General features: G+C 60.7%; 21 protein-coding genes. 10 read left to right on the forward strand and 11 right to left on the reverse strand.

Going from position 1 to position 24,952, the window contains the following annotated elements; all coding sequences use genetic code 11:
• Positions 1–31 precede the first annotated feature (31 nt).
• Entirely contained in the window at positions 32–967 is a 936-nt protein-coding gene (rsmI, locus tag QTI04_RS20495; protein WP_286617302.1) for a 16S rRNA (cytidine(1402)-2'-O)-methyltransferase, read from the forward strand.
• A gap of 21 nt (positions 968–988) precedes the next feature.
• Here rsmI and QTI04_RS20500 read toward each other — a convergent pair whose 3' ends face one another.
• The 3 genes from QTI04_RS20500 to QTI04_RS20510 are packed head-to-tail and all read right to left on the reverse strand — an operon-like array spanning position 989 to position 3,002.
• Positions 989–1,717, reverse strand: coding sequence for a glutathione S-transferase (locus QTI04_RS20500; protein ID WP_286617304.1), 729 nt, complete (start codon positions 1,715–1,717; stop codon positions 989–991).
• 37 nt (positions 1,718–1,754) lie between these two features.
• A complete protein-coding gene (locus QTI04_RS20505) occupies positions 1,755–2,024 on the reverse strand; it encodes a hypothetical protein (RefSeq protein WP_286617305.1) in 270 nt (89 codons plus the stop codon).
• Between the two features lie 42 nt (positions 2,025–2,066).
• Entirely contained in the window at positions 2,067–3,002 is a 936-nt protein-coding gene (locus tag QTI04_RS20510; protein ID WP_286617307.1) for a pseudouridine-5'-phosphate glycosidase, read from the reverse strand.
• Positions 3,003–3,153: 151 nt separating this feature from the next.
• Here QTI04_RS20510 and QTI04_RS20515 point away from each other — a divergent pair, with 151 nt between their 5' ends.
• Together QTI04_RS20515 and QTI04_RS20520 are read left to right on the forward strand one after the other, a co-directional pair.
• Positions 3,154–3,975 carry an alpha/beta fold hydrolase gene (locus QTI04_RS20515; RefSeq protein WP_286617309.1) on the forward strand — a complete coding sequence of 274 codons (822 nt, stop codon included), beginning with the start codon at positions 3,154–3,156 and terminating at the stop codon, positions 3,973–3,975.
• Between the two features lie 62 nt (positions 3,976–4,037).
• A complete protein-coding gene (locus tag QTI04_RS20520; protein ID WP_336621898.1) occupies positions 4,038–4,637 on the forward strand; it encodes an isochorismatase family cysteine hydrolase in 600 nt (199 codons plus the stop codon).
• A 12-nt stretch (positions 4,638–4,649) separates the two neighbouring features.
• Here the strand turns inward: QTI04_RS20520 and QTI04_RS20525 are convergent, their stop codons facing one another.
• Positions 4,650–5,141 (reverse strand): tripartite tricarboxylate transporter substrate-binding protein, encoded by a 492-nt coding sequence (locus QTI04_RS20525; protein ID WP_286617312.1) that lies wholly within the window; start codon positions 5,139–5,141, stop codon positions 4,650–4,652.
• Positions 5,142–5,338: 197 nt separating this feature from the next.
• Between QTI04_RS20525 and QTI04_RS20530 the strand changes: the two genes are divergently transcribed.
• From QTI04_RS20530 to QTI04_RS20540, 3 genes are all read left to right on the forward strand, one after another.
• On the forward strand, positions 5,339–5,557 hold the full coding sequence (locus QTI04_RS20530; protein ID WP_286617314.1) for a helix-turn-helix domain-containing protein: 219 nt from the start codon (positions 5,339–5,341) through the stop codon (positions 5,555–5,557).
• A 933-nt stretch (positions 5,558–6,490) separates the two neighbouring features.
• Positions 6,491–6,856 carry a hypothetical protein gene (locus QTI04_RS20535; protein WP_286617316.1) on the forward strand — a complete coding sequence of 122 codons (366 nt, stop codon included), beginning with the start codon at positions 6,491–6,493 and terminating at the stop codon, positions 6,854–6,856.
• A gap of 367 nt (positions 6,857–7,223) precedes the next feature.
• Positions 7,224–7,691, forward strand: coding sequence for a HEPN family nuclease (locus tag QTI04_RS20540; RefSeq protein WP_286617317.1), 468 nt, complete (start codon positions 7,224–7,226; stop codon positions 7,689–7,691).
• 295 nt (positions 7,692–7,986) lie between these two features.
• Here QTI04_RS20540 and QTI04_RS20545 read toward each other — a convergent pair whose 3' ends face one another.
• From QTI04_RS20545 to QTI04_RS20560, 4 genes are read right to left on the reverse strand one after another with little or no spacing between them, the layout of a single operon-like run.
• Positions 7,987–8,703 (reverse strand): M48 family metallopeptidase, encoded by a 717-nt coding sequence (locus tag QTI04_RS20545; protein WP_286617319.1) that lies wholly within the window; start codon positions 8,701–8,703, stop codon positions 7,987–7,989.
• Positions 8,703–11,858, reverse strand: a complete 3,156-nt coding sequence (locus tag QTI04_RS20550; protein ID WP_286617320.1) for a type I restriction endonuclease subunit R — start codon at positions 11,856–11,858, stop codon at positions 8,703–8,705. The genes QTI04_RS20545 and QTI04_RS20550 overlap by 1 nt, the downstream gene beginning before the upstream one ends.
• Positions 11,859–11,872: 14 nt before the next feature.
• A complete protein-coding gene (locus QTI04_RS20555) occupies positions 11,873–13,207 on the reverse strand; it encodes a restriction endonuclease subunit S (RefSeq protein WP_286617322.1) in 1,335 nt (444 codons plus the stop codon).
• Positions 13,198–15,717 (reverse strand): type I restriction-modification system subunit M, encoded by a 2,520-nt coding sequence (locus tag QTI04_RS20560; protein ID WP_286617324.1) that lies wholly within the window; start codon positions 15,715–15,717, stop codon positions 13,198–13,200. Before QTI04_RS20560 ends, QTI04_RS20555 begins: the two co-directional genes overlap by 10 nt.
• 521 nt (positions 15,718–16,238) lie before the next feature.
• On the opposite strand from QTI04_RS20560, the gene QTI04_RS20565 reads away from it, so the two are divergent.
• The 4 genes from QTI04_RS20565 (at position 16,239) to QTI04_RS20580 (ending at position 21,728) form a co-directional block, all read left to right on the forward strand.
• Entirely contained in the window at positions 16,239–18,086 is a 1,848-nt protein-coding gene (locus QTI04_RS20565) for a methyltransferase domain-containing protein (protein ID WP_286617325.1), read from the forward strand.
• 628 nt (positions 18,087–18,714) lie between these two features.
• Complete coding sequence (locus QTI04_RS20570; RefSeq protein WP_286617327.1) at positions 18,715–19,311, forward strand: hypothetical protein; 597 nt, start codon at positions 18,715–18,717, stop codon at positions 19,309–19,311.
• Positions 19,308–20,216, forward strand: coding sequence for a hypothetical protein (locus QTI04_RS20575; protein WP_286617329.1), 909 nt, complete (start codon positions 19,308–19,310; stop codon positions 20,214–20,216). The genes QTI04_RS20570 and QTI04_RS20575 overlap by 4 nt, the downstream gene beginning before the upstream one ends.
• Before the next feature lie 555 nt (positions 20,217–20,771).
• Entirely contained in the window at positions 20,772–21,728 is a 957-nt protein-coding gene (locus tag QTI04_RS20580; RefSeq protein WP_286617330.1) for a HEPN domain-containing protein, read from the forward strand.
• Between the two features lie 532 nt (positions 21,729–22,260).
• Here QTI04_RS20580 and QTI04_RS20585 read toward each other — a convergent pair.
• From QTI04_RS20585 to QTI04_RS20595, 3 genes are all read right to left on the reverse strand, one after another.
• Entirely contained in the window at positions 22,261–22,773 is a 513-nt protein-coding gene (locus QTI04_RS20585) for a hypothetical protein (RefSeq protein ID WP_286617331.1), read from the reverse strand.
• A 103-nt stretch (positions 22,774–22,876) separates the two neighbouring features.
• Positions 22,877–23,791: an ImmA/IrrE family metallo-endopeptidase gene (locus tag QTI04_RS20590; protein ID WP_286617332.1), complete on the reverse strand. Its 915-nt coding sequence runs from the start codon at positions 23,789–23,791 to the stop codon at positions 22,877–22,879.
• Positions 23,788–24,375, reverse strand: coding sequence for a recombinase family protein (locus QTI04_RS20595; RefSeq protein WP_286617334.1), 588 nt, complete (start codon positions 24,373–24,375; stop codon positions 23,788–23,790). The genes QTI04_RS20590 and QTI04_RS20595 overlap by 4 nt, the downstream gene beginning before the upstream one ends.
• Between the last annotated feature and the right edge of the window lie 577 nt (positions 24,376–24,952).

A 24,952-nucleotide genomic window follows, 5' to 3' on the forward strand; every position in this document is an offset into this window, starting at 1 on the left:
CCTCCCTGTCGTCTTGTTCTGGAGAAACCCATTGACCTCACTCGCACCCGCTTCGTTCGGCGCTGCCCTGCAGGCCGCGCGCGATGCCGCGGGCGCGCAGCATTATCCGCAGGCGACGCTCTACGTGGTCGCGACGCCGATCGGCAACCTGGCGGACATCACGCTGCGCGCGCTGCACGTCCTGCAGATCGTCGATGCCGTGGCGTGCGAGGACACCCGCCACACGCAAAGCCTGCTGCGCGCCTATGGCATCGAGCGCACATCCGCCCAGCTCATGGCACTTCACCAGCACAACGAGGCCGAGGCTGCACAGGCCGTGATCGCCAGGCTGGCGAACGGTGAGCGCGTTGCCTACGTCAGCGACGCCGGCACGCCCGGAGTGAGCGACCCTGGCGCACGCCTGGTTGCCGCAGTGCGCGAGGCAGGCTACCGCGTGCTGCCGCTGCCCGGTGCCAGCAGCGTGACGACGCTGGTCGGTGCGGCGGGCTTGGTTGCGACGGGCGACGCCGGCAGCGCATTCGTCTTCGCCGGCTTCCTGCCCAGCAAGACGGGCGAGCGCGATGCCGCCGTGCTCGAACTGGCCGACGAGCCGCGCAGCGTGGTGCTGCTCGAAGCGCCTCATCGCATCGAGGCGCTGGCGCGTGCCCTGGCGACCCTCGGCGAGCGGCAGATCACCGTGGGCCGCGAGCTCACGAAGCAGTTCGAGGAAATCGCAACCGTTACCGCGGCCGCCCTCCCCGACTGGTTCGCGGCAAGCCGCGATCGCACGCGCGGCGAGTTCGCCCTGGTGCTGCATCCCAAGCCTGCGACGGCTGACGACGGTGTCGAAGGCGAGCGCGTGCTGCGCCTGCTGCTGGCCGAACTGCCGGTCAAGAGCGCGGTGCGCGTGGCAGCCGAGATCAGCGGCGCACCGCGCAATGCGCTTTACGACGCGGCCCTGCGCATCCGCGAAGAGCCCAACGACTAGGCGCCTCGCTGCCCTTCGCGATCAGCCGTCGAGTTCGGGATACGCCCGGAAGATGCCGTCCTCGTTGAAGGGGATGCGGCGAGGGCTCTGCAGATACTCTTGCACCCGCTGGCGGCGGCTCACCTTCGTCGCGAGCTTGGCGACGGCGGGCGTCCGCGCGAGTGCCCGCGCCGTCGCCTTCGGAAACGCGTAGCGCAACCCCGCCACGAGTTGGAACAGCGACAGGTCGGCGTAGGTCAGGACGTCGCTGACCAGATGCAGGTCACCGGCGGGATTGCGCTGCAGGATCAGCTCGAACCAGTCGAGGAACTTGGGAATGCGCTCCTCGCGAAACGCCTTCGCCCGCTTTAGTGCCGCCTCGCGCTGGTCTTCGTAGTAGAGGCCCGTCGACAGCGGATGGTGCGTGTCGTGCGCCTCGGCCACCGCATCGGCGATGGTGAGCTGTAACTGGTGCGCCCAGATCCCGTCGGCGTCGCCTACACCTGCAAGCCCCAGGCGTGGACCCAGGTACAGGAGGATCGCCGCGGTCTGCCCGACGACGATGTCGCCATCGACCAGGAAGGGCGGCGCGAACGAGGGACGCGGATTGCCTGGATCGGCCAGGCGACGCCCCAGCCCTGCCTCACCGCCGCCTTTCGAAGGCGGTTCGCGCGCCACGTCGACATAGGCCGCGCCGGCAGCCTCCAGCGCCAGACGCACGAATTCGCCGCGGCCCTGGATCGTGGGCCAGTAGTGCAGTTGGTACGTCACACGCCCTCCGCGCCACAAGCCGCCGGGTAAGCCGGGCCTACTGTCCGACCACCGACCAGCCCGCTTCCTGGTTCGTCTTGTCGTTCTCGTATTCCCAGCGCGTGCCGCAGGCGTCGCAGCGGTAGCTGGTCAGCGTGACCGTGTGGCTGCCGCCATCTGCATCGCTGCGCACGGCCTTGCGGCTGGACTGCTGCACGAGTTCGGCGTGCCCCGGCGCGCGGCGCCAGTTCCGCTGGATGCCAGCGCAGGAGGCGCAGAGCGTCATCTTCTTCAGCTCGGCGGCTCTTTGGTTGCTCTCGTTCGTCATGCGGCCTCTGCTTCCCTTGGATTGATCATTTGATCGGGCATGTTAACGACGCGACAACGATGCCAATGCCAGCGCCAGCTGGGTACCCACCTCGGCGTTGTGCTTCACCAGCGCGATGTTGGTCGCGAGGCTGCGCCCGCCGGTCAGAGCCTTGATGCGCGCCAGCAGGAAGGGCGTCACCGCCTTGCCCGCGATGCCTTGCGCCTTGGCCTCGTCGAGCGCTTGCCGCGTCAGCGCGTCGATCTCCTCGCGCGGCATCGCGGCCGACTCGGGGACCGGCGTGCTCAGCACGACGCCGCCTGCAAGCCCCAGATCCCACTTGGTGCAGATGAAGCGGGCCTGCGCCTCCGCGTCGTCGAACCGGTAGTCCGCGCTGAAACCGCTGTCGCGCGTGTAGAAGGCCGCGAAGTTGTCCTGCTCGCAGCTGAGTACCGGCACGCCGTGCGTTTCCAGGTATTCGAGCGTGAGCCCGATGTCGAGGATGGACTTGGCGCCCGCGCACACCACGGCCACCGACGTCTTCGCCAGCTCCTGCAGATCGGCTGATATGTCGAAGCTCTCCGGCGCACCGCGGTGCACGCCGCCGATGCCGCCGGTCACGAAAACCTCGATGCCAGCGAGCGCCGCGCAGATCATGGTGCCGGCCACCGTGGTCGCGCCGAGCCCGCTGCCGGCCAGCACGGCCGGCAGGTCGCGGCGGCTGACCTTCTGCGCCTCCTTCGAGCGGCCGAGCAGTTCCAGTTCGTCATCGGACAGCCCGATGCGGATGCGTCCGCCGATCACCGCGATCGTCGCGGGCTCGGCGCCCAGACCGCGGATCAGCGCTTCCACCTCGCGCGCCGTGCGGACGTTCTCCGGGTACGGCATGCCGTGGGCAATGATGGTCGATTCGAGCGCCACGACCGGGCGCCCGGCGGCCTGCGCCGCGGCCACGGGAGCGCTGAAGGTCAGCCAGGAGCGGGCAAGTTCGGGAGCCATCGGGGTGTCTCTATCTCCAAAGGCCAATGCGCCGATCCGCATTCGGGAGGGGTCGGAGCCTCCCCTCGGGGGGGCCACTTTTGCGGAGTATCCGAGCATACTGCCGGCTCCGCCATCCTCCCCCCAACCCATTCCCACAAGGAGCTTGACCATGCCCTTCATCACCACCAAAGACGGCACCGAGATCTACTACAAGGACTGGGGCCAGGGCCAGCCGATCGTCTTCTCGCACGGCTGGCCTCTGTCGGCGGACGACTGGGACAACCAGATGCTGTTCTTCCTGGCGCAGGGCTACCGCGTGATCGCGCACGACCGGCGCGGCCACGGCCGGTCGACGCAGACATGGACCGGCAACGAGATGGACACCTACGCCGACGACCTCGCCGCACTCACCGCCGCGCTGGACCTGAAGGACGCCATCCACGTCGGGCACTCCACAGGCGGCGGCGAAGTTGCGCGCTACCTCGGACGCCACGGCACGAAGCGTGTCGCCAAGGCCGTGCTGATCGGCGCGGTGCCGCCGATCATGGTGAAGTCAGAGGCCAACCCGGGCGGCCTGCCGATCGACGTGTTCGACGGCATCCGCGCCGGCGTCGCCGGCAACCGCGCCGAGTTCTACCGCGACATCACTCTGCCCTTCTACGGCTACAACCGCCCCGACGCGAAGATCTCCGAAGGCATCCGCCAGAACTGGTGGCGGCAGGGAATGATGGGCGGCATCAAGGCGCACTACGACTGCGTGAAGGCCTTCTCGGAAACCGACTTCACCGAAGACCTGAAGAAGATCGACGTGCCGACCTTCGTCATGCACGGCGACGACGACCAGATCGTGCCCATTGCCGATTCGGCGCTGCTGTCGTCGAAGCTGGTGAAGGGTGCGGAGCTGAAGGTGTATCCGGGGCTGCCGCATGGGATGTGCTCGACGCATCCGGATGTGATCAACAAGGACTTGTTGGCGTTCATCAAGGGCTGATTGAGCGTTTGTTCCTGCGGCCGATGCCGGCCGCCTCGAAGGAGAGAACCATGAGCACTGCCTTGCTGCTGGTCGACCCGTACAACGACTTTCTCTCGGAGGGCGGCAAGCTGCAAGGCCGCGCCAAGGCCGTGATCGACCAGACGGACACGATCGCCAACATGCGCCAGGTGGTCGCGGCTTGCAGGACGGCGGGCATCCGCGTGTTCTATGTGCCGCATAACCGCTCGAAGCCTTCGGACTTCAGCGGGTGGGCGCATCCGACGCCCTATCAGCTGGGCGGGCATCGCATCCAGCTATTTGCCGAAGGCACCTGGGGGGCGGAGTGGCATCCGGATTTTCAGCCGGAGGCTGAGGACGTGATGATCAAGGAGCATCGCGGGTCGAGCGGGTTTGCGAATACGGATCTGGATATTCAGTTGCGGCAGCATGGGGTGAGCAAGGTGGTGCTGATCGGGTTGCTGGCGAATACCTGCATCGAGACGACGGGGAAGTTCGCGGTGGAGCTGGGGTATCACGTGACGCTCGTGCGTGATGCGACCGCGGCGTTTTCCATGGAGGCGATGAAGGTCGCGCATGAGATCAACGGGCCGACGTATGCGCATGCGATCGTGACGACCGCCGAGTTGCTCGCGACATGGAGCGGCGGCGAAAGTGGGTGACACGGCCGAGGGTCAGGCACGCACTGCCGCGGCTCGACTCTCGTCTTCCTGGTCGAGGAAAACACGGGCGGCAGGCCCCGTGAGAAGCACGAGGTCGACGTCCTGCTTCACCAATTGCGCCCGCACGTCGTCCGTTCTAACAATGCGCCTGATCGCGTCGGCCAGCTTGTCGACGATCGCGCCGGGCGTGCCCGGTGGTGCGTAGATGCCGTCGACCTTGCCACCACTGTTCTTCAGCCACTCGATGTGGCTTTGGAGGTCGGGCACGGGCGTGGACGAATTCTCCGCCACGCCGCATGGCAACAGGCTGACCAGCGCCACGGGCACGAAGGCGGCGCGCGGGTTGCTTGGGCGCTGGTTGAAGATCTGCGGCGCGATCGACATCGTCGTGGTGCTACTCATCAGCAGCGTGTAGCCATCCGGCGCCGCCCGCGCCACTGCCGCGAGTCCCAAGGTGCCACCCACGCCGGGTGTCAATGTCGACCGGCTGACCGAACTCGGCACCGAGCTTGCCAGCCACCATCCGCGCGATGTTTTCGATGGCGCCGCTGCGTAAGGAGCCGACAACCATGCGGATCGGGCGGGTGGGGTAGGTCGAGGCAGGTGGCTCGAACGCCTGGGCCGTCTGCCGCAAGCAGGATGTGGCGGCGAGGGCGAGGTGTCTGAGTAAGTGGTGCATGGTGTCTCCCTGAAACTCGTTGTTGGAACTGCCGCGAAGAGCCCCACGTTTCGCGCGTACAGATGCGCGAGTTGACGAGACCCGCATCACACAGTCGCAGGTAGCGAATCGCTTGAAGCGACCCCAGTCCTTCGTGTCGAAATACGAGAACGGAGAGCGGCAACTCGACGTGGTCGAATTCATGGATGTGTGCAAAGCGCTCGGCGTTTCACCAGCGGCGCTGATCAATCAGCTTTTATGAGCACTGTTTGTCTGCGCACTGACGACACGCCGTCCTTGTTCGATGGCCACATGGACCGTTGGCTGAGAGATCTGCTCCAAGCAAGGCGAGCCCACCGCCGGCCAAGCGTGCTGCCAAGTTGGACGCACGCACTCGCAAGACTGGTAGTGCGTGGACTCTGGGAGAAACGAAAAAGGCCGGGAGCATTTGCATGCTTCCGGCCTCAAATTTGGTCGCCGCCAGGAATCGAAATGTCTTCCAAAACCCGCGTGCATGCTGGCAAGATGAGATTTCATACTTCGCAATACCGACAAAAATACCGACAAACTTCAACGTGTCGCGCGGGTGCAACGTCCACGCAGGACGTGGCCGCTTTTTGTTGGCATTGCGGCCGCGAGGATCTCACAAAAATTGATGGCGCCAGGACCTCAGGACCTCAGGACCTCAGGACCTCAAGCCAAAGAGTGTCCCGCCCGTGCGGTCAGACGGAAAACGGCTGAAACCTGAAGCAGTGATGGCGGCGAAGTCGCCAACTCATTCGCAATGAGAAGGTCGGGTGTTCGATTCAGCTCTCCGGCACCAATCGCAGTAGCCACCATGTAGCCACCAGTACAGGGTTATCGATGCTGCGGCAGCGGTGTGATGGCTTGAGCACAGACGGTGACGTGCGCGCAGATGCGCAGCCGCGGCCTGATTGATGCCACTCATTAAGTCGTGCCGCGGATTTCAGATTTCGTAGTGCAAGTAGTGGCGACCATTCGGGTGCGGGAGTCGATTCTCATAGAGGGAGGCCAGCAACCCGCACGGCCAAGGTGCGCCGGAGTTTTTGTGTGCATCAATCCACGATTGTTGTCGTACGAAATCACGCGAACGAATTTCTGAAGTAGATATGGCGGGCGGGGATGGGACGCACTGGCACTTGGCGTGGCGGCTGCCCCGTTCCACAATCCCGCCATGAGTACGCCATGCAAGCGCGGCAAGCCAGTCGGCTCCCGGAAATCCGGTGGCCGACTGAAGGGCACGCCGAACCTGGTGACGCGCGAGTTTCGCGAGACGGTGAACGAACTGCTCAGAGGCTTTGCCGACAAGATTCCACTCTGGCTCGATGCTGTCGCAGAAGGTGATCCCCCGGTCGGACGCCCTCCCGACCCTGCGCGTGCACTTGATCTGTTGGCGAAGCTTGCCGAATTCGCGGCGCCCAAGCTGGCCCGCATGGAGCACATGGACGACATGGGCGGTGGTCGGGCCCCGGCCACGCTCATTGAAATCGAATTTGTGCACGCGCAGGCGCCAGCCTATCTCGCCAGCCAGACCCCCTGATGCGGCCATGTCCGTGGCTTGTGCTCGACTTGGCTGCGTCGAGTATGACGATCAGAAAAGTCGGATTTCTGGTCGGCAGGCCCGCGCTGGGAAACGTTCGCGCGCGATCAGATTCCCGTTAACCGAATGATCGCGTTGGTCGGACGCGGTGACGAGCATGAGTGTTGACATGCCGCTTCGGTGTGCGCTTTCCAAGCATCGTCTTGTTGCTACGATGCGCTGCGGCGCCGCGCACTGGTCCGACCACCACGATGATCGCCGTGCTCCTGCGTCATCGACGCGCTGCTGGGTTCGTAGCGATGTGTTTCCCCCGCCGAGCGGCTGAAGAGCTGCTCGCGCAGTTGATGACGGAAGGTGGGTGGCTCAAATGATGTACGAAGACATAGTTGCCGATCTTGCAGCGCGCACATCCGCGAACTTGAGAGCCATTCGGGAAATTCGCCAGAACAATCGCGAAGCTCCAGTCTATGAAGTGACACAACTGATCAATTCAATGCTGGGTTTATTGGTATTCCCGCAACAGCGCTATGTGGACCGCATCCCAAGGACACCTCTCGCGGAATTGCAAGAGCAAGGGTGGCCCGTACCGAAGGTTACCGGTAACCATCCACAGGTAGAGGATCTTCGAGATTTGGTCCGTATGCTGCGCAACGCGATTGCACACTTCAACCTTGCATTTCGTCCAGATGCCGAGAACGAGATCAAGACGCTGACGGTTTGGAACACCAATCTTAAGGGCACGGAGACATGGAGGGCTGAACTATCCATTGCAGACCTCGACGCCATCACCGAGAGGTTTATTGAGCTTCTCCTGAATCGCGAAACGTATCAGTGAGAAGTTAGCCTAAGAAAAAGCATTCTTTGCTTCCAACTCGGCATGCGATTCGACGACTTGGAAATTGAAAGGGCTATGGCCGCATATTTCAATGACCAGGTAAGAGCTTTCCACCCCCCCCTTCGTGCGATCCCACCCCCACATTTGCTGCTAGGTACCATCTGGCGATTTTTCAGCGGACGCGCCATTTCGGCACAAAGCTCTGGCTGATTCGTGGGCACGTTGGGAAGCCGTGCGCTGCTGAAGCACAGCGGCACTACGCAATTGCTTGCGGGGACGCGCGAGACTCGGCGCTTCAGTAAAGCCACTCTTCGTGCCCGACGGGCAATCCATTTAGTTCACGACGCCGGGCCTCCCATTCCGGCAGGAAGGTCCGCATGAGAGCCTTGAAGCGTTCGTTGTGGGTCGGCTCCAACAGGTGCACCAGTTCATGCACGACGATGTACTCCAGACACCCTGGTGGCTTCTTGGCCAGCTCCGTGTTGAGGCGTATCGATCGGCGCAACGGCGAGCAGCTTCCCCACCTTGTCTTCATGTGCTGAACATGGATGCGCGGCGTGTCTACTCCAAGGGTGCGGCTCCATTCGGCTACCAATCCTGCTGCACGCGCCCTGACTTGGTCGCGATACCAGCGGGAGAGCAGTGCCTCCTTGGCAACAGCATCGGCGTGCGGCCGCATGGCCAGCACCAGGTTGCGATGGCGGAGTTCGACCGACGGCACGGCTTCGACCTCGACCAGCTTCAACAGATAGCGGCGACCCCACACGTAGTGGCTCTCACGTTCCAGGAACTCGCGCGTCGCCTCACGTTCCTGGCCTGCCAACTTTGTCCGCTGGTCCCGAATCCACGCGAGCTTGGACAAGGCAAAGACGCGCACCGTGTCGAGCTGCATGTGCCGTGGCGCCGAGATGCGCACTCGCCCCTTCGGCGGAAGCACCGTCAGATGCACATTGCGGATGTCTTTGAACACCACGTCCGCCTCGATGGCGCCCAGGGCGATGCGGGAGGTCATCAGTACTCGGCCTGAGCCTTGATGATCAGGAAGATGCACTCGACCTGCTCGGCATCCTGGAGCAGCGCGAACAAAGCGGCCTTGATCGTGTTTTCTTTCGCGGGATGGCCTCTCCAGCCATCCGGCCGGACCGCCTTGACGGTCTGGTCGATCCGCAAGGCCAGCGCCAGCGCGGGGTGGGGAGTACCGGCGCCATAAGCCGGTATCGGCTCCGCCACATGATGCGGCTCGGGCTTTGCACCGAGCCAAGGCTTGAGATTGTTGAACAGCGCCCGCCGCCCCGGCGTGGTCAGCTCAACGGGAGCGTCTTCTGCCTGGCCTATCTCCACCTGCTGCACCAGCTGTGCAATGCGCTGGAGGTACTTTTCGTACTCCTCCGCCTTCTCCTTGCGCTGCTTGATGATGCTGTCCAACAGCGCCGACATACGCTCGTAGAACGCCGGATCGTTCAGATGGTCCTTCACGATCTTGCTGCGCACGTTGTTCTCGATCGTCTCGGCAATGGCGTCGCGGTTGCCCTTCAGCTCACCGAGCTTGGCGGCAATGGCATCGGCGATGCCGGTCTTGACGATCAGGTCTAGCAGGCCGATACCTTCAAACGGTGAGATCTGGCGCGGCTCCTCGGCCTCGATGTAGGTATCGAGCAGGTGCCGCATGTCCGCCTCGTAAGGCTTCAGGTCCAGCGTTTCGCCGCTGGCCTTGCGCACGATCTCGCGTAACTTCACGTATTGGTCCAGCAAGCTGCGCAGGCGAACGCCGTCGGCTTCGGAATAGCCGGCCGCCAGCAATTCATCGACAACGTTTGCCCAGGCGCGCAGCAGCGCGACCACGCCCCGATAGAGCATCACGCGCTGCGGTTCGCGCGCCGCCAGCTCGTCTGCAATCTCGGTGTTGCCGCAGAAGTAGCGGATGTGTTCCAGCTCGCCGCGAGGCGCCGCCACCGGTTCGCACAGCAGCGCCAGCGCCTCCACTGCGTCGTCCAGGCGCTTGCGGCCCAGCTCCAGTCGGTTCTGCATCAGCACCTCGGGGTCAGCCCCGCCGGCGCTGTGATCCAGCTCCGAGGTGTAGACGGCAATGGCCTTCTCCACCTTCTTGAACAAGTCCTTGTAATCGACGATGTAGCCGAACTCCTTGTCCTCGCCGTCCAGCCGGTTGGTGCGGCAGATGGCCTGGAACAGACCGTGATCCTGCATCGATTTGTCGATGTAGAGGTAGCTGCACGGCGGCGCGTCGAAGCCGGTGAGTAGCTTATCCACCACCACCAGCAACTTCATGTTGGCCGGTTCCCTGGCGAACAACCCCTTGGCCCTCTCCTCGTAGGTCTCGGTGGCGCTCATGCCGGGCCTGGCTTCCACGCCCTTCAGCAGCTCGCTGTAGGTATTGAAGATTAGCTGCTTGTCGCTCTCGGTATTGGCGCCTACCTCTTCGGTGGTTACGTCCTTGACCAACGGGCTGTACGAGGTGACAAGGGCGCATTTGCCCTTGAAGCCAGTGCCGGCCGCATTGAACAACGTGAAATACTTGCAGGCCTCGAAGATGCTGGAGGCTACCAGGATGGCATTGCCTCGCCCGCTGGACAGGCGCGGCTTGCCGAACTTGGTGACGCTGAAGTCAAACTTGATGTCGTCCACCACGCGCTGCATGCGTGAGCGCGAGCTCAGCACCTGCTGCATGGTGCCCCACTTGGCCTTGAGCTCGTTCTTCTGCCAGGTATTTAGGTCCTCGGTCGCCGCCTCGAACCAGGCGTCAATCTTCGCGGGCGACCCCAGCCGTTGGTCGATGTCGCGCGCCTCATATACCAGGTCCAGCACCACCTCGTCTTCCACTGCCTCACTGAACTTGTAGGTGTGGATGTAGCCGCCGAACACTTCCAGGCTGGACTGCTTATCGGCCTTGAGCAGCGGCGTGCCGGTGAAGCCGATGAACACCGCATTGGGCATCAGCGCCTTCATCACCCGATGTAGCCGGCCGCTCTGGGTGCGGTGGCATTCGTCCACGAACACGAAAAGCTCGCCGGGCGCCACCGCAGGCTGCGCCTCCAGCTCTTGGATGAAGACCTCGAACCCGCGCTTATCACGCCCGCGCGCCTCCACACCGAATTTGTGCACCAGCGAGCACAGCAGACGCGGGGCGGGCTGCGCCAGCTGCGCCATCAGGTCGCGCCCGCTGCGGCTGCGGAGCAGCTTCTCGCCGGCATCGGTGAACACACGGTGAATCTGCTTGTCTAGCTCGTCGCGGTCGGTCACGATCACTACGCGTGCCTGTGCCTGGTGCTCCAGGATCCAGCGCGCAAGCAGCACCATCACGATGCTTTTGCCGCTGCCCTGCGTGTGCCACAGGATGCCGCCCTTGCGCTCACGCACATGGGCCTGCGCCGCCCGGATGCCGAAGTACTGGTGCACGCGCGGAAGCTTTTTCACTCCGCCGTCGAACAGCACGAAGTCGTGCATCAGCTCGACCAGCCGCGCCTTGTCGCACATCTTCAGCAGGTACTTGTCCAGCTTGAACCGGCTGTCTTCCGCCTCGTCCTCCTTCCACTGGAGGAACATCTTCTCCGGCGTGCCGACCGTGCCGTAGCGAAGTCCTTCGGAATCGTTGCCCGCGAAGACGATCTGCACGGTGCCGAAGAAGGCCTGGTGAAACATCGGCTGCTGGTTCGACAGGCATTGGCGGATGCCGTCGCCCACTGACACGCGGCTGTTCTTCAACTCGATCACGCCGATGGCGATACCGTTGACGTACATCACCAGGTCGGGCCGCCGCGTGCGGTCGCCCTTAAGCGTCACCTCATCTGCGATGGCGAAGTCGTTCGCCTCGGGGTGCTGCCAGTCGATTAGCTGCACTGTCTGGGTCTGCTCGCCGGCCGCCGTCTTGACTGGCACGCCGTATCGCAGCAGGCCATAGACGGCTTGGTTGTTCGCATACAACGTACGATGGTGGTTACCGGCCTCGGTGCGGAGGCGCAGCAGCGTGGCGCTGATCTGCGCCGGCGTCGCTCCGCGTTTCTGCAGCCAGGGTGAAAGCAGGCTCTCCTCGATGTTGGCATTGCCTTCGCGATCCGACCAGTCGCCCAGGTAGCGCCAGCCAAGTTCGTCGCGGAACAGCGCAATCACACGGTTCTGCGTGGCGCGTTCCGGTTGTCCAATCGAAGGCATGGCGGGGGTACTCCTTAGGCTACGGTCGCGTCAGCCGCCGAACAACGGCTGGCATTCGGCTGCACTAGACGGATGCTGCCGGTAAGCAATGCCTGCATCATTGCCGCCTTAAGGTCAAGAACCTTTTCGAGCTTGGCTTGCACAGCAAGAGTCGCCGCATCCATGTCTTCAAGAATTTCCGCAAGTGCTTCTTGTTCCTCAGGTGACGGCATCCGCAACCTTGCCGTCCCAAGCAGGCGGCCATTTGTCAATGCGCGAGTGGTGTAGGACGCCCGAGCTACGATCTGTTCTCTGACGTATGCTGACCGAAGTGCATGCACGGCAAATCGACTGTTCAAACGGTTGTCGCGCGGCCTGGCGCGAAGGACAAAACCGCTAAATACCGTGTTTTCGGTCTCATCAAGCATGACCGAGGCGAGTCCGATTTCGGCGATGGTCTCAGAGGTCCTAGTAAAAAAAGCATCCCCCTTGCGTACGTCGAAGTTCCGAACTTCGTCAGATCCAACAGAAACCTGTCCAGCAAGCTTTTCTGCGAACAGTGCCGGTTTGGAAAAGACATCCATGTAATTCACGATGGGGGTGCCGTGACCGAAGAATTTCTTGGCCTTGTTCAGTCCATTCTTGAAGTCAAACAGCTCCCCCAAAGGTACTTGAGACCATGCTTCATCGAACCCAGGCAGGCGCCTTCTGCCGGTAAGTAGTTCCTGCATGGCGCCTTGTTTGATCTGGCGCTTCTTGACCAGCAGCAACGACAGGGATTCGATCAGGGCATCTGCGTCGGAGAGCGCCTTGGCGATGGCTTGTTGTTCCGGAATATCCGGTAGCGCCAATGAGAATGCCCGAACATCTTTGCTGGTGATGTTCGGATCCTTCCGGCTACTACTTGCCACGCTGCGCCAATAATCAACGCGGTGGTTGAGTACTCGCAGAAGATAGTCGGAATCGACCTTGCCGTCGTGTGGCCTGATCGCAGTCAACGCTTGGTTGACTGCCGCTGGAATACACAGAAGACCGGTGCGCCCAATCTGGTTCAGCCCACCATACATTGCGACAAGAACTGACCCAGGTGGATAGACGCGAAGACTGGTTTCAGCCAGTGCAGCGGATGTCACCATCTCGTCGGTGACACGAATCTCTCTGTTGTTCAGATCAAGCGTCTTGACCCACGCGACATGGCCGCGCTTGTAATAGCGGTCATATGCAGCCCGCGAAGGTGTCGTTCCTGAAGATGTTTCAGCTATGTCGCCAATGGCTCCAACTGACCAATCACAAGGTATGACTCCGATATCGGTGGACTTGTAACCTTCGCCGTCGCTGCCATATCGCGAGCGGGGTTCGTCTACGTCCATGCAAACCCCATCTTCTCCAGATGCCGGGTCACCCGCGCCTCCAGTTCCGACACCCGTTCATTTATCTGCGGCACCGGCGCTTCATACCGCTCCGCCAACTCCTTCACCCGCGACGTGAGTTGCCGGCTCAGCCAGTCCATCTCGCTGTGCACGGCGGCATCCAGCGCGGCGAGCCACTTGTCGTCCACCACCAGCGCCTGCACCTCGGCTGCGGTGAGCTTGGGGTATCGGGCATAGGCCGCCGCATCCAGCGCAGTGTCGGCCTCCTTTACGCGCTTCTTCAACGCCGACTCTTCGGCGGCCAGCTTTAGCCATTCCAGCAGCACGCGCAGTTCATCCGCCACCGGTTCCTGCTGCTCGTCGGTAACGGCTGGCAGTCCCTTGCCCGCCTTCGCCGCCTTGATCTCGGCCTTCACTTCTTCCTCGATCTCGCGCAGGCGATCCTTTACCGCTGCGACGTTGATCTTGTCGAAGCCAGCAAAGGCCGCGTCCTCGCCTCCATGCTCTTCCTCCAGTTCGGTCAGCTTCGCGCTAATACCTTCCAGCTCGGCATGCCGCGCATCCAGCGCTGCCTGTTCCTTGGCGAAGTAACGCGCCACGATCAGCGCCTTGGGCACCAGGTCGCAAGCCCAGCCTTTGTCTTTCTGCTTGCCCTTCTTGTCGGTCCCGATGACGCGGTAGGTCTGTGCCTGCCAGCCCTCGGCCGCGATCAGGTAGGCATCGTCCTGCATCGTCTGCGCCCAGTAGTCCATCAGGTGCTGGTAGACCGAGTAGCAGTCGATCAGCGGCTGGCCCAAGTAGTGGGCCAGTAGGCTCTCAGACAACTCGGCGATCACGCGCTTGGGCTGGGCCTTGGGCGTGCGCGGGCGCACGGCCTTGAGCGCCTTGGCCTGCACTTCTCGCCAAGCGGTGAAGTGCGCGTTCATCCGGCTGATGAAGCCGGCGAACTCAGGATGGCAGTGGATGGTGGGCTTGATGGTCGCCTTGTCCACGGCCAGTTCCAGGTAGCCTGGACGGCCGGCTGTGAATAGCGCGCGTTCGAGCTGCGGGCACACCGCCCAATAGCGGCTGACCAGGCTGTCCGGCGCGGTGACGTCCGCCTCGGGAATACCGCCGCGCAGGTGGCCTTCGATGTCCTGACGATCTTCGGTTATTCGGCTGTCGATGTAGCGCTGCAGGTTAAGGTTGTATTCGTTCTCCTCGATCTCTTCTAGGTCCACCTGCCGGGCATAGCGCAACACGGGCTGGCGGCGCTGGAAGGCATCGACGATGCGGTGTATGTCGCGCTCGCGCAGGCGATTCTTGGGGCCGTCTTTCATGAAGCCCTGAGCGGCGTCGATCATGAAGATGCCGGTGCCAGCGGCCACGCGCTCGGCGGCGCGCGACTTGTCGATGACAACGAGGCAGGCCGGGATGCCGGTGCCATAGAACAGGTTGGCAGGCAGGCCGATGATGGCCTCGATGTAGCCTTTGCGGACCAGCGCGCGGCGGATGTCGGCCTCGGTATTGCCGCGAAAAAGAACGCCATGCGGTAGGACGCAGGCGCCACGGCCAGTGCTCTTGAGCGAGCGCACGATGTGCAGCAAGTAGGCGTAGTCGCCCTGCTTGGCCGGCGGCACGCCGAAGGCCTCGAAGCGCTTCCAGGGGTCGTGCAGCGGGTCTATGCCGGTGCTCCAGCGCTTGTCGGAGAAAGGTGGGTTGGCCACCACGTAATCGAAAACCTTGATGCTCTCGTTGTTGGCCTTGCCTTCGCGAAACTTGGGGTCGGCCAGGGTGTTGCCCTGCTTGATCTCTGCCGTGGGGTTGTCATGCAAGATCATGTTCATGCGCGCCAGGCCGCTAGTGGCGGAGTCTTTTTCCTGGCCGTAGAGCGTGAGCTTGCTGTGCGCCGCATCCGCCACCTTGAGCAGCAGGGAGCCCGAGCCGCAAGTTGGGTCGTACACGGTGGTTTCGTGGCTCGTCTGCGCGGCGCCGACCCCCAGCACCTGGGCGATGATGCGGCTCACTTCGGCCGGCGTGTAAAACTGGCCCTTGCTTTTGCCACTCTCGGTGGCGAAGTGCTGCATCAGGTATTCGTAGGCGTCGCCGAGGATGTCGTCGCCATCCGCGCGGTTCTTTGAGAAGTCCAGCGCCTTGCTTTCAAAGATGGCTACCAGGTCGGTGAGCCGGTCCACCATTTCCTTGCCGCTGCCAAGCTTGGTGGCGTCGTTGAAGTCTGGAAAGTCGGACAACGAGAGCTGTTTGTTGACCGCCACCAGCGGCGCGATGATCTTCTTGTTAATCTGATCGCCAATGTCGTTCTTGCCCTTCAGCGCCACCATGTCGGCAAAGCTGGCGCCGCGCGGGATGGTGAGCGGCTGATAGGGCTTGCCGGCGTACTTGTCGCTCACGTACTTGATGAACAGGAACACCAGCACGTAGTCCTTGTACTGGCTGGCGTCCATGCCGCCGCGCAACGCGTCGCAGCTCTGCCAGAGCGATGAATAGAGTTCGGATTTCTTGAGGGCCATTCTGTAAGGACTGCAATCTAAGCCGTGAGCATACCTGTCGCCCGGTTGAATTTTGGCCTGCGTTGCGCCGGCCCAGCCGGCCCAATCTGCAGATGGCGCGCACAAGGAGGCGCTTCCGGTCGCACGTCGCACACGTAGCCTGTAGCCAGTGCGCGCCCTCCTGCATTGCCTGATCGCATGAATGGTCAGGGTTCGATGCTAGGACTTGGGCGTACTCGCGCTCGAAATGCTCCAGCAGGTCGCGTTGAAGTTGAATGGGCAGCGCCAGGCGTTGGACGCGCATCTTCGCCCTGGTGTCGTCGTTGTCGCCCCAGTGGTCGCAGGCCCGAGTGGCGGCGCGCTTGAGCGCGTCGAGCATCCTTTGCTGATCGGCGGCGGCTCTCAGCGATGCCGCGATGGCCTACGGCGAAGCCCTCGGCCACAGCCCAATTCAGGGTCCATGAAAGGCCCGGCGGAACATGCTTGCTATGTCCGCGATAGACGTTCGTCGCTAGGCCTCGGACGCGCCCAAGCCCCGCGCTATGAAGCGGACCACGCGGGCGCCGAAGGTGGCGATCTCGGCGGCCATGCATCTCGGTTGCTTCATCGCGATGCGGGGGCGTCGCTGCTGCGGTGACGTGCTCAGAGGCCGCAGAATCTGGGCTTTGTTAGTCACTGTCGCCCACTTTATGGATGAACCCACTGCCACGTACTACACCGAGGGAGCCGCTGAAATCGCGGCTCGATACGACGCCGCGGCCAGTCCGATGGAGCCGTATTTTTCACTGGCATTTCCGCGTGGAAGTCGCGTGCTCGATGTTGGGGCTGGCAGCGGGCGCGATCTCGCCGCGCTAATTGCGCTTGGTTACGATGCCTACGGAGTAGAGCCAATCGACGCACTCCGCGGCGCCGCCTCAGCGAATCACAAAGAGCTTGTGGGCCGGCTGATGCCCGGTTCGTTGCCTTGCATTGGGGAACCCTTCGGCGGCGGCTTTGAGGGCGTCCTTTGCAGTGCGGTGCTCATGCATGTGCCCGAAGAAGATCTCTTTGATTCAGTGTTGGGATTGCGCCGCTTATTGCGGCCACATGGTCGGCTCTTGGTCTCTCTGCCGTTGACCCGCGGGGACATAGCTTCTGGCGAGCGCGATGATGCCGGGCGGCTTTTCAAGAACTATCCGCCCGAGTATGTGCGCCTTGTGCTTGAGCGACTGGGGTTCCAGCAGATCGGCAGGTGGAATACCGGTGACGCACTGGGTCGCACCGGAACGACCTGGTACACGCTGCTGTTTGAGCTGCACGCCGGTGGGGCGGTGAGAGCCGTAGATCAGATTGAGGGAATTCTGAACCGGGACAAGAAGGTTGCGACATACAAGCTGGCGCTGTTCCGGGCGCTCGCTGAAATTGCGCTACTGGAACCTCGCGCAATGTCCTGGCGCACCGACGGGAGAGTGGGCGTGCCGCTAAGCAACATAGCCGAGCGATGGCTGCTCTACTACTGGCCTATATTTGCCAGCGCCCGTTTCATGCCTCAATCCGCTGCCGAAGGAAAGGGCGAGCGCAACCCAGTTGCGTTCAGGGCGCCGACGACTGCCCTGATGGATGTATTCAAGGGACAAGGGGAGCATGGCGGCCTGTCTGCTTGGCACTTCGCCTGGTCTGCAGGCAAGTTGAACGCCGATGTCGGTCGAATGACTTCTGCGGCGTTGAGCAGCATCAGCAAGACGATAGTCGGCGGTCCCGTCGCCTTCGCCGGCGGCTCGCTCGATTCCGGTTTAGTGTTTGAGTACGACGGTGCCGCGCGAGAAGTGCTCGTGACGGCAGGTATCTGGCGCGAGCTGAGTCTCCAGGGTCACTGGATCATCGATGCCGTGATATTGCGATGGGCCGCGTTGAGCGAGCGGTTCTCGTACCGGCAGGGCATAACAGCGGGCGATGTACTCCCTCTGCTTCTTGCACAGCCGACAGAGGAGCGGGCCAATGGCTTTGCCAGACGAGTCTTCATCGAGGCTGGCGTCACGCGCTGCGCGTGGAGCGATAGATTACTCGGCGCAGGCTTTGCGGTGGACCATGTGATTCCGTTCGCGCTATGGGGCTGCAATGATCTCTGGAACCTGCTGCCAGTCGATGGTGTAGTCAACCGGGACAAGTCCGACAAGTTACCTGCTGCGGATCTCCTTGTGTCCCGCCGCGAATCGATCATCGCGTGTTGGACGCTGCTGCGGGCCGCGGCCCCCGAAGCATTTCAGCGACAAGCCTCTCAATTGCTAGGGCGAGAGATCGGCGGCCATCTCTCCTGGCAGGACGACTTGTTTGCGCGAATACGTCAGGCCGTAGAGATAGTGGCATTGCAACGAGGCGCCGAGCGATGGATGCCTCGCGACGGCAAGTGATCGACGGTGTTTATGTCGATGAAGTGGAGTGGACTTCGGTTGGCCAGCCATCGGCTCAAGCAAACGCTTCGGCGAAAGATGCAGCGGTCTCTTAGGCGGGACGTTCGCGAGGGACTACTGATCGTCTCGGTTCGAACGCCAGTGTTCGCCGTTTTTTGGAACACAGCGGCACGACCTACCGACCTTCAGGTCCCGGACCTCGACGACCGCCAAACATCGCAGCGAGTTGCGCGAAAAATCGGGCGGGGTCGCAATGAAAGGGGATGGGGCTGCATCCCTACCCCCGGGTTCGCCATCCAGGGTGTGCGTCATCGATTTTTCAACCCGCTCTTCATGCGCGCTTCGCTGATTTAACAATCCATTTTTTGCGCACACTGACGCAGCCTTGCACTGGGTTGTGGTCGGCCGAGACACCAAAAATGTGATTGCGCGCAATCAAGCCATATTTCGCCGCTGAGACGCTCACCCAAGGATCACGTAAGTAGGCGGGCACTAACTTACCATCCTCACCTCGGGCCACGATGAATCATGTCGGCCCGCTCTCCTTGCAAAATAGTAACAAGGTGTGTAAGAGTGCGTATCTTCCTGGCGCCTCGTGACTCCGACAGCTAGACACGGTCGCCCGGGGATGCAACGATCGATCCCGTACGTCATCTGCTGGAGACACGGCGCAAATTTTGGTGCGCGCCCTTCCAAGCAGGCGGCAGAAACAATAACGAATCAAATTGAGATGGCTGGTCCGATTTTATATTCAACAAATCCTTGGATATCGCACGAAATAGCGGTTAAGTATTTGAAAGGCGTTCACTTTGCTTGGGTTTCTGAGCATTTTGATGCAACGGCTGCAACGCCTGGAACTGGAGCTGCTGCCATAGCGCCGAGTTCAAACCCAAAATTGATCTACGATAATTTGTGGCGCGATGTGGACGGCGAGGATACCCATAGCTTCTTAATTAAAGGGTACAAGAAGAAATTCCGAATCCTGAGCGCCCAGTGGTTGGCCAATGGAGCCATAAATCAACAACAAAAAGATGACATTGTTGCGACAGTTGAGTCGAAAAGTTGGAAAATTTGGCGGCCGGTGCTTTTTACTATCGCAAAAGACCTAATTGACCCCGCACGAATAAAATCGGTTAATCACAAGAATCGTGCGGCATACGGCCCTGAACTCCAAATAGTCGATCTTTTGCCAAATGAATTTGACGTCATTGAGATTCGACGATGATATCAGCACTCGAAAATTTAGATCAACGCACCGCAGCAAATCTATTGGCGCGTGCGGCGTTTTCGATCGAATATGAAGACCCGATCGGCGAGGAAACTCCAGATCCCGCTTACGATCGTGTTCTACAAGAAGTGATTGCCGAGGTCAGGCGCCGGGCGGGGCTGGCCCCAGATGACCAATCGCCCCGTGCCATCGAACTTCTCAGCGATGTCATTGATGACGAACTAATCAATCTGACCGGAAAAACGAATGTCGATACCGTCTTGGACAATATGGCCAAGAAGGGAGAGGTCCCTTCTGACTTATACGTCCTAAAAATCATCGATCAAGTCCAGGACATATATAAGCGACACTGGGCTAGCGAATTTGATATTATTTCGAACACTGTCAAGGCTGCCGACCAAGAGCAACACTTTGGACCTGAGGAGCATGGAGGAGAGCCAACGCTGATTTCTCTATTTGCCAAATCGTACACAAATAAGTTCCCGTACCGGAATTTCATGATGCTTGTGGCGGGACAGCGTGCAGGGCTGACATTGCATGTGCATCAGGCGTGGCGAATTTACGCTGATGACATAGATCTTAAGAATGCGAAGGATCTTGTCGATGTTCTAAGGCGATTTTGCGAGAGATTCGGCCTTGAGTTTGAGGTGAACGGCGTACGCGGTAAATTCATGCTCAATGTCGAGTTGGCAAATGAAGAAACCTATGTTCGGCAAATAACGATTCTCCCCGTTTACAAGAACGACGGGAAAGGCAAAAAAGTTGAACAACAGATTCGATATATAATGTCGAATTTCACGAACCATCGCCCAGATGGCTCGGTTGGTTCAGCATTGACGTTGGCTATTGATTTGGAAAAATATCAAGCGAACTTGACCGCGCATGGGTGGGGCGAGTCCTGACGCTCTTGCGACCACAAATCATTCCAAGTTCCCGGCGCTAAACGGCCGACCTTTAGTGCAGCAGCGGTGCCGTCATCCGGGTGCGTGACAACGCCTTTCTCAATTGCCACCATTGGCAAATGACCATGCCGACGAGATCAACGCGATCGAATCGCAAACGCTGATGACACTCGCTCGGGATTCTGAGTTGGTCGCGGACGCCACCGCGAACAGCGAGCCCGCCAGGAAGCGCGGACGCGTGCCGGGCAGCGGGCGTCCCAGGGGGGCGTCAACAGGGTCACGCGAGAGTTTCGCGAGGTCGTGCGCGACCTGCTAGAGCGCAATGCCGAGAACATGTCCCTCTGGCTCGCCAGCGTGGCCGAATGGGACCCCGAGGCCGGACGACCTCCCGACCCTGCCCGTGCACTCGACATACTTTCGCGGCTGGCTGAAATCACGTGCCCGAAGCTTTCATGAGCGTCTTCCTGGACTCAGCAGCGAGTCCAGTGTTCTGAGGCAGTCTCCGGCCCGGATGCCGCCGGCACAGTCTTGCATCCCTTCTTAAGCTCGTCTTCGATGAAATATGTTTTTGCTACGGCATTGGTGGACTTCAAAATCGCTCAAGTTCTCAAGAACCCTATGCCAATCAAGAGTGGCTTGTTCGTCACTAACAATCCCGCGCATTTGGCGGGCTTCATGAAGCCAGGTCACATCGTGACAATCGGATCAATGGAGACTCGTCCGTTCACGAACGGCGACACGGTGCTGTATCGGATCGACGAATTTTCGGATACTTCGCGCGGCCCGGAGGAGGTAATCAACTTTCTCCGGGAGACACAAGCATTTTTGACCGCCACGTGGTTGAAGCAGGACAACAGCGCCAACTGCGAGATGGCTTTCGGTTTCTCCCAAGAACCAGATGGAAACGTACATAGCAATTCATTGGCGCTGCAGTACACGGATCATTCAGGGGGACGAAAGGAAATATCGGTAGACACGGCATCACTGTCGGAAATCTGCGCCTTTCATGCCACATCTTTCCAGGGCATTAAGGAGCAGGACTTTCCTGCCCATACAGCCTTCAGAAATACCTTCACACGGACTGATCGTGCCGCGAGGTTCCTTCAACAAGCTCGATCGTCGGAGGACCTGGGCCAGAAGATCGCAAACTATTGTTCGTTCTTCGAGGCGCTGTTGAGCACGTCGGCTTCTGAACTTTCCCATCAGCTAGCGGAGCGGGTGGCTTTTCTGCTGTCGGGGGAGCCAAGCGAAAGGTTGCGTCTATTCAGACAAGTAAAAAGGGCCTACAGCGTGAGGTCAAAGATCGTCCATGGTGATGTCCTTTCTCCAGGCTTAATTTCTGGCTTGGTGGAGATTGCACACGTGTGTGACGAAGTGGCCCGTGCCTTGCTTCTGAAGATCCTCCAAGATGCAGACTTAAGGCGGCTCTTTAATAGCGGCTCGAACGGGTTGCTGGACGCTCACATGCTGAACTTGATTTTTGGCATTGAAACGACGACTGACTTGTCTTGAGCAGCCGCGGCAAAAGTACCCAGTTATTCTGGGGTCCGCATGCGACGAATCTGCAGCAACGCGCCGTTCGCGGAACGACGAATCTAGCCAACCGAAACGAGCGATGCGGTTCACTGCGCAACAATCACCTGCGGACGGCGCGACCAGGCGCCGTCACGGCAAACTGAAGTTGCGCTTGATACCTGGGCCAATCCTGGATGAATGGCTTGATTTTTCTCAAGACGGCCGCAGTCGATCAAAGCCAGTCTTGGTTTCTATGTCTTTTCGCCACCATGCCGTTGCCAACCGCTGAGTTCATAAGCGATGTGTGGTCACAAAGCTCAGCAAGAAAGGCCAGACTTCACTTGGCCATTTCCGTGCCGGTTTTGACCATCACTTTTTTCTGAGTCGCAGCATGATCCTTTGCTCTTTGCCCACGTATTGGGGGGTTGATTCGCCGGCTACGTCCAAGTGCTTCCAGGCGGCAACACCTTTATCTTGTTCTCATCGGACACCACATTGACGCGATGATTCCGCCTGTTAGGCGAACTGCCTAGAGAGGCCAGCGTTCTCTTAGCCTGGCTAGCTCTCGCTCCAATGCGCGCAACTTTTGGTTGAACGCGGTCAATTCCGCAAGGGTGTAGTCAATGCTTTGCTGCGTGCCGGAGGGGAGTCCAATCACATTGACGACCTTGAGACGGTGCGCCTCGATGCCCCATCGTCCATGGACCATCTGATTGCGCTGCACCCGAGCGGCATGCACACGCTCAATCCAGCGCTCATAGGCCGCACGGCGCTTGGAACCGGCCGGGAGCTTTTCCGCGACTTGCCTCGAAAGCGCTTCGAGCTTTGTATAAATGTTCTGCCCTTCGACCGACCTCGATAGGGCTTCCAATTTTGTCCCGTTGTCCACCCACGCCAGACAGAGCCCCAAATTCACATCGATGTACGAGAACGCGAAGAGCATCTGTCCAAGCAACGATGAAGCCTCAGCCTGCATCGCCTCTCGGCGTGCCCACAGTTGTCCGGCAGTTTCCCCCGGGTCAGGCGTTGAATCGAGTTCCAAGGCTTCCTTGCATTCGTAGTGTGGCTGGTGCAGATACCAGCGCCTGATTCCGTAGGTCTGCTTTTGGCGGCGCCTGCCCGTCGAGGTGCCAGAGTCCGGCCGGTCAAGACGGCCCTGCGCCTTGCTTGCTTGGCCGGTCGAACCTGGCACGTGCCGCCAACCCAAGCAAGGTTTCAACCTGCCCGCCTGCGCGCATGATCTGGTACAGGTCGAGATTCTCTACGGTCGTGTCTTCCTGCACATAGCCCGCGAGGTAGGTTTTCGAGTTGTTCTCGACGCCGTTGCGGCCGCAGACGACGTACGCGACGGATTCGGCCTCCAGTTCCTGTTGTCTATGCGCAAGCCTCGGGCGATCTGGAATGTTGAGGTACTTGTCGGCGCCGAGATGCCCCAAGAAGAGGTGGCCGAGCTCGTGGGTCAACGTGGCGAACTGCACATCGGCGTTGTGGTTGAGGTTCACACTCAGGCGGTAGTGCGAAGGAACCTCGGGGTCGGCCGATCGCCCCAGCAGTTGGATTGACCCCGCAAAGTTGTCGCCGGTATCCACGCGATTCCATTCGATGCCTTTGCCAGCCAGCTTCTTGGAGCAGGCTTCCAAGGTGGCGGACGTTGTCCCACCCTCTGCCGAAAAGGCTTCCACGCCATCAGGCAAGGGGGCACCCTCGGTGTCCAGAACGTCATAGACGAGGGCGACCGGTCCGAAGGGTCGAAGTATGAGCAAGGGTCGCGCTCCATCCTTGATCTGCCGGTCGAATCGGTCACGCCAATCCGGCGCCGATGCGGCATGGCTCAGGCCCGGCTTCTGGATTTGCAGCAACATGGCGTTGAAGGGCGCGAAGTTCCGCAGGCGAACCACAAAGTCAAGCAATGCTTGGTAGTCGCCTCCCTTCCGATACAGCCTGGAGTCGTCCAGCAACTGATCGAGCAGAGACCGTGTTACGCGGTCATCGAACAAGTCGGTCTGCTCCACCGATGCTTTGTGCAAGTTGGCTCCGCTCGCAGAGGTGAGGGCGGTCATGCCTTCAAGTACTCGTACACGCTGGCCCGGGAGATGCCGAGGGCCTGCGCGATGTCCACCTTCGGAACGCCCCGCGCAGCCATCTCCCGGAGCGTCTTGGCGGCGTCGGCGTCGAGCACTGGCTTGCGCCCCTTGTAGACCCCTCGGGCCTTGGCGATAGCAATCCCTTCGCGCTGGCGCTCCTTGATCAGAGATCGCTCGAACTGACCGATCGCGCCAAGCAACTGCAGCATCAGCATCGACATCGGGTCGCTGTCGTTCCTCGCGAAAGTGAGACGTTCCTTCGTGAACGTCACTGACACTCCCTTGGCCGTCAGTGCTTCCACCACATCCTGCAAGTCCTTCAGGGACCGCGAAAGGCGGTCCATGCTGTGGACGAACAGGTGGTCGCCTTCGCGTACATAGTCGAGCATCGCTTGAAGCTGAGCCCTCTGGGTGTCCTTGCCGCTCGCCTTATCGGTGAAGGTCTTGTCCAGCTCAACACCGTCCAGTTGCCGGGCATCGTTCTGGTCCACACTGGAAACCCGAACGTAGCCAATGTGTTTTCCAGTGTGCCGCGCGTCCGTCTGGCGCTGTGTGCTCATGGGGAGGGAAGTTCCTAAGTTCTGTATGTCTGGACTCTAAGAGGCATTATGGAATATGTCAATCAATTCCAAAAATAATCCTAAATAGACACAGTCGTGCGGCTTCCCCTATGTCGTATACGGGTGTACTCCAGATGGACGATCTGCCGACAGAGACGTATCCAGCTCGACGATTTGAAAAAGAATCCCCTTCTCCGCGGCCTGGTCGAGGAGACCGTCAGAAGAAGGACGAGGACTTTCGGGCGCGACGGCGCGCCCGGGGGCCTTTTGATGAAGTCCACGGCCATGGTCAAGAGGGTTCCCGAATAAGATCGACTTGCGCGTCTGATGACCAGGCGTTTGCTACTACCTGCGGGTACGCCAACAATCAGGAAAACGGCACCACGACATGCGTTCGACTGTAGGCAGCAAGCGGCACCTTCGGGTGCCGCTTGTCTTTGCGGACCTGCTGGCGTATCAAGGGGCGGGGAATGCAGCGCGAGCCCAAACAATGCAAATCGCTCCCCCGCCCGAGCAGCACTTGTAGAAGGCGCAGGGCCGCGTCGAGCGACGTGCGCAAAACGATCCCGCGGACATG

Origin of the sequence: Variovorax sp. J22R115 (assembly GCF_030317005.1) — a bacterium.
Lineage (GTDB): Bacteria > Pseudomonadota > Gammaproteobacteria > Burkholderiales > Burkholderiaceae_C > Variovorax.

Bases quoted from the DNA above. Each gene is read 5' to 3' on its own strand.
- QTI04_RS20510 (WP_286617307.1), bottom strand. From the start codon at position 3,002: ATGGCTCCCGAACTTGCCCGCTCCTGGCTGACCTTCAGCGCTCCCGTG.
- QTI04_RS20590 (WP_286617332.1), bottom strand. From the start codon at position 23,791: ATGACCGCCCTCACCTCTGCGAGCGGAGCCAACTTGCACAAAGCATCG.
- QTI04_RS20560 (WP_286617324.1), bottom strand. From the start codon at position 15,717: ATGGCCCTCAAGAAATCCGAACTCTATTCATCGCTCTGGCAGAGCTGC.
- QTI04_RS20565 (WP_286617325.1), top strand. From the start codon at position 16,239: ATGAAGCGGACCACGCGGGCGCCGAAGGTGGCGATCTCGGCGGCCATG.
- QTI04_RS20595 (WP_286617334.1), bottom strand. From the start codon at position 24,375: ATGAGCACACAGCGCCAGACGGACGCGCGGCACACTGGAAAACACATT.
- QTI04_RS20515 (WP_286617309.1), top strand. From the start codon at position 3,154: ATGCCCTTCATCACCACCAAAGACGGCACCGAGATCTACTACAAGGAC.
- QTI04_RS20545 (WP_286617319.1), bottom strand. From the start codon at position 8,703: ATGACCTCCCGCATCGCCCTGGGCGCCATCGAGGCGGACGTGGTGTTC.
- QTI04_RS20580 (WP_286617330.1), top strand. From the start codon at position 20,772: ATGAAATATGTTTTTGCTACGGCATTGGTGGACTTCAAAATCGCTCAA.
- QTI04_RS20575 (WP_286617329.1), top strand. From the start codon at position 19,308: ATGATATCAGCACTCGAAAATTTAGATCAACGCACCGCAGCAAATCTA.
- QTI04_RS20570 (WP_286617327.1), top strand. From the start codon at position 18,715: ATGCAACGATCGATCCCGTACGTCATCTGCTGGAGACACGGCGCAAAT.
- QTI04_RS20505 (WP_286617305.1), bottom strand. From the start codon at position 2,024: ATGACGAACGAGAGCAACCAAAGAGCCGCCGAGCTGAAGAAGATGACG.
- QTI04_RS20540 (WP_286617317.1), top strand. From the start codon at position 7,224: ATGATGTACGAAGACATAGTTGCCGATCTTGCAGCGCGCACATCCGCG.
- QTI04_RS20535 (WP_286617316.1), top strand. From the start codon at position 6,491: ATGAGTACGCCATGCAAGCGCGGCAAGCCAGTCGGCTCCCGGAAATCC.
- QTI04_RS20555 (WP_286617322.1), bottom strand. From the start codon at position 13,207: ATGGACGTAGACGAACCCCGCTCGCGATATGGCAGCGACGGCGAAGGT.
- QTI04_RS20550 (WP_286617320.1), bottom strand. From the start codon at position 11,858: ATGCCTTCGATTGGACAACCGGAACGCGCCACGCAGAACCGTGTGATT.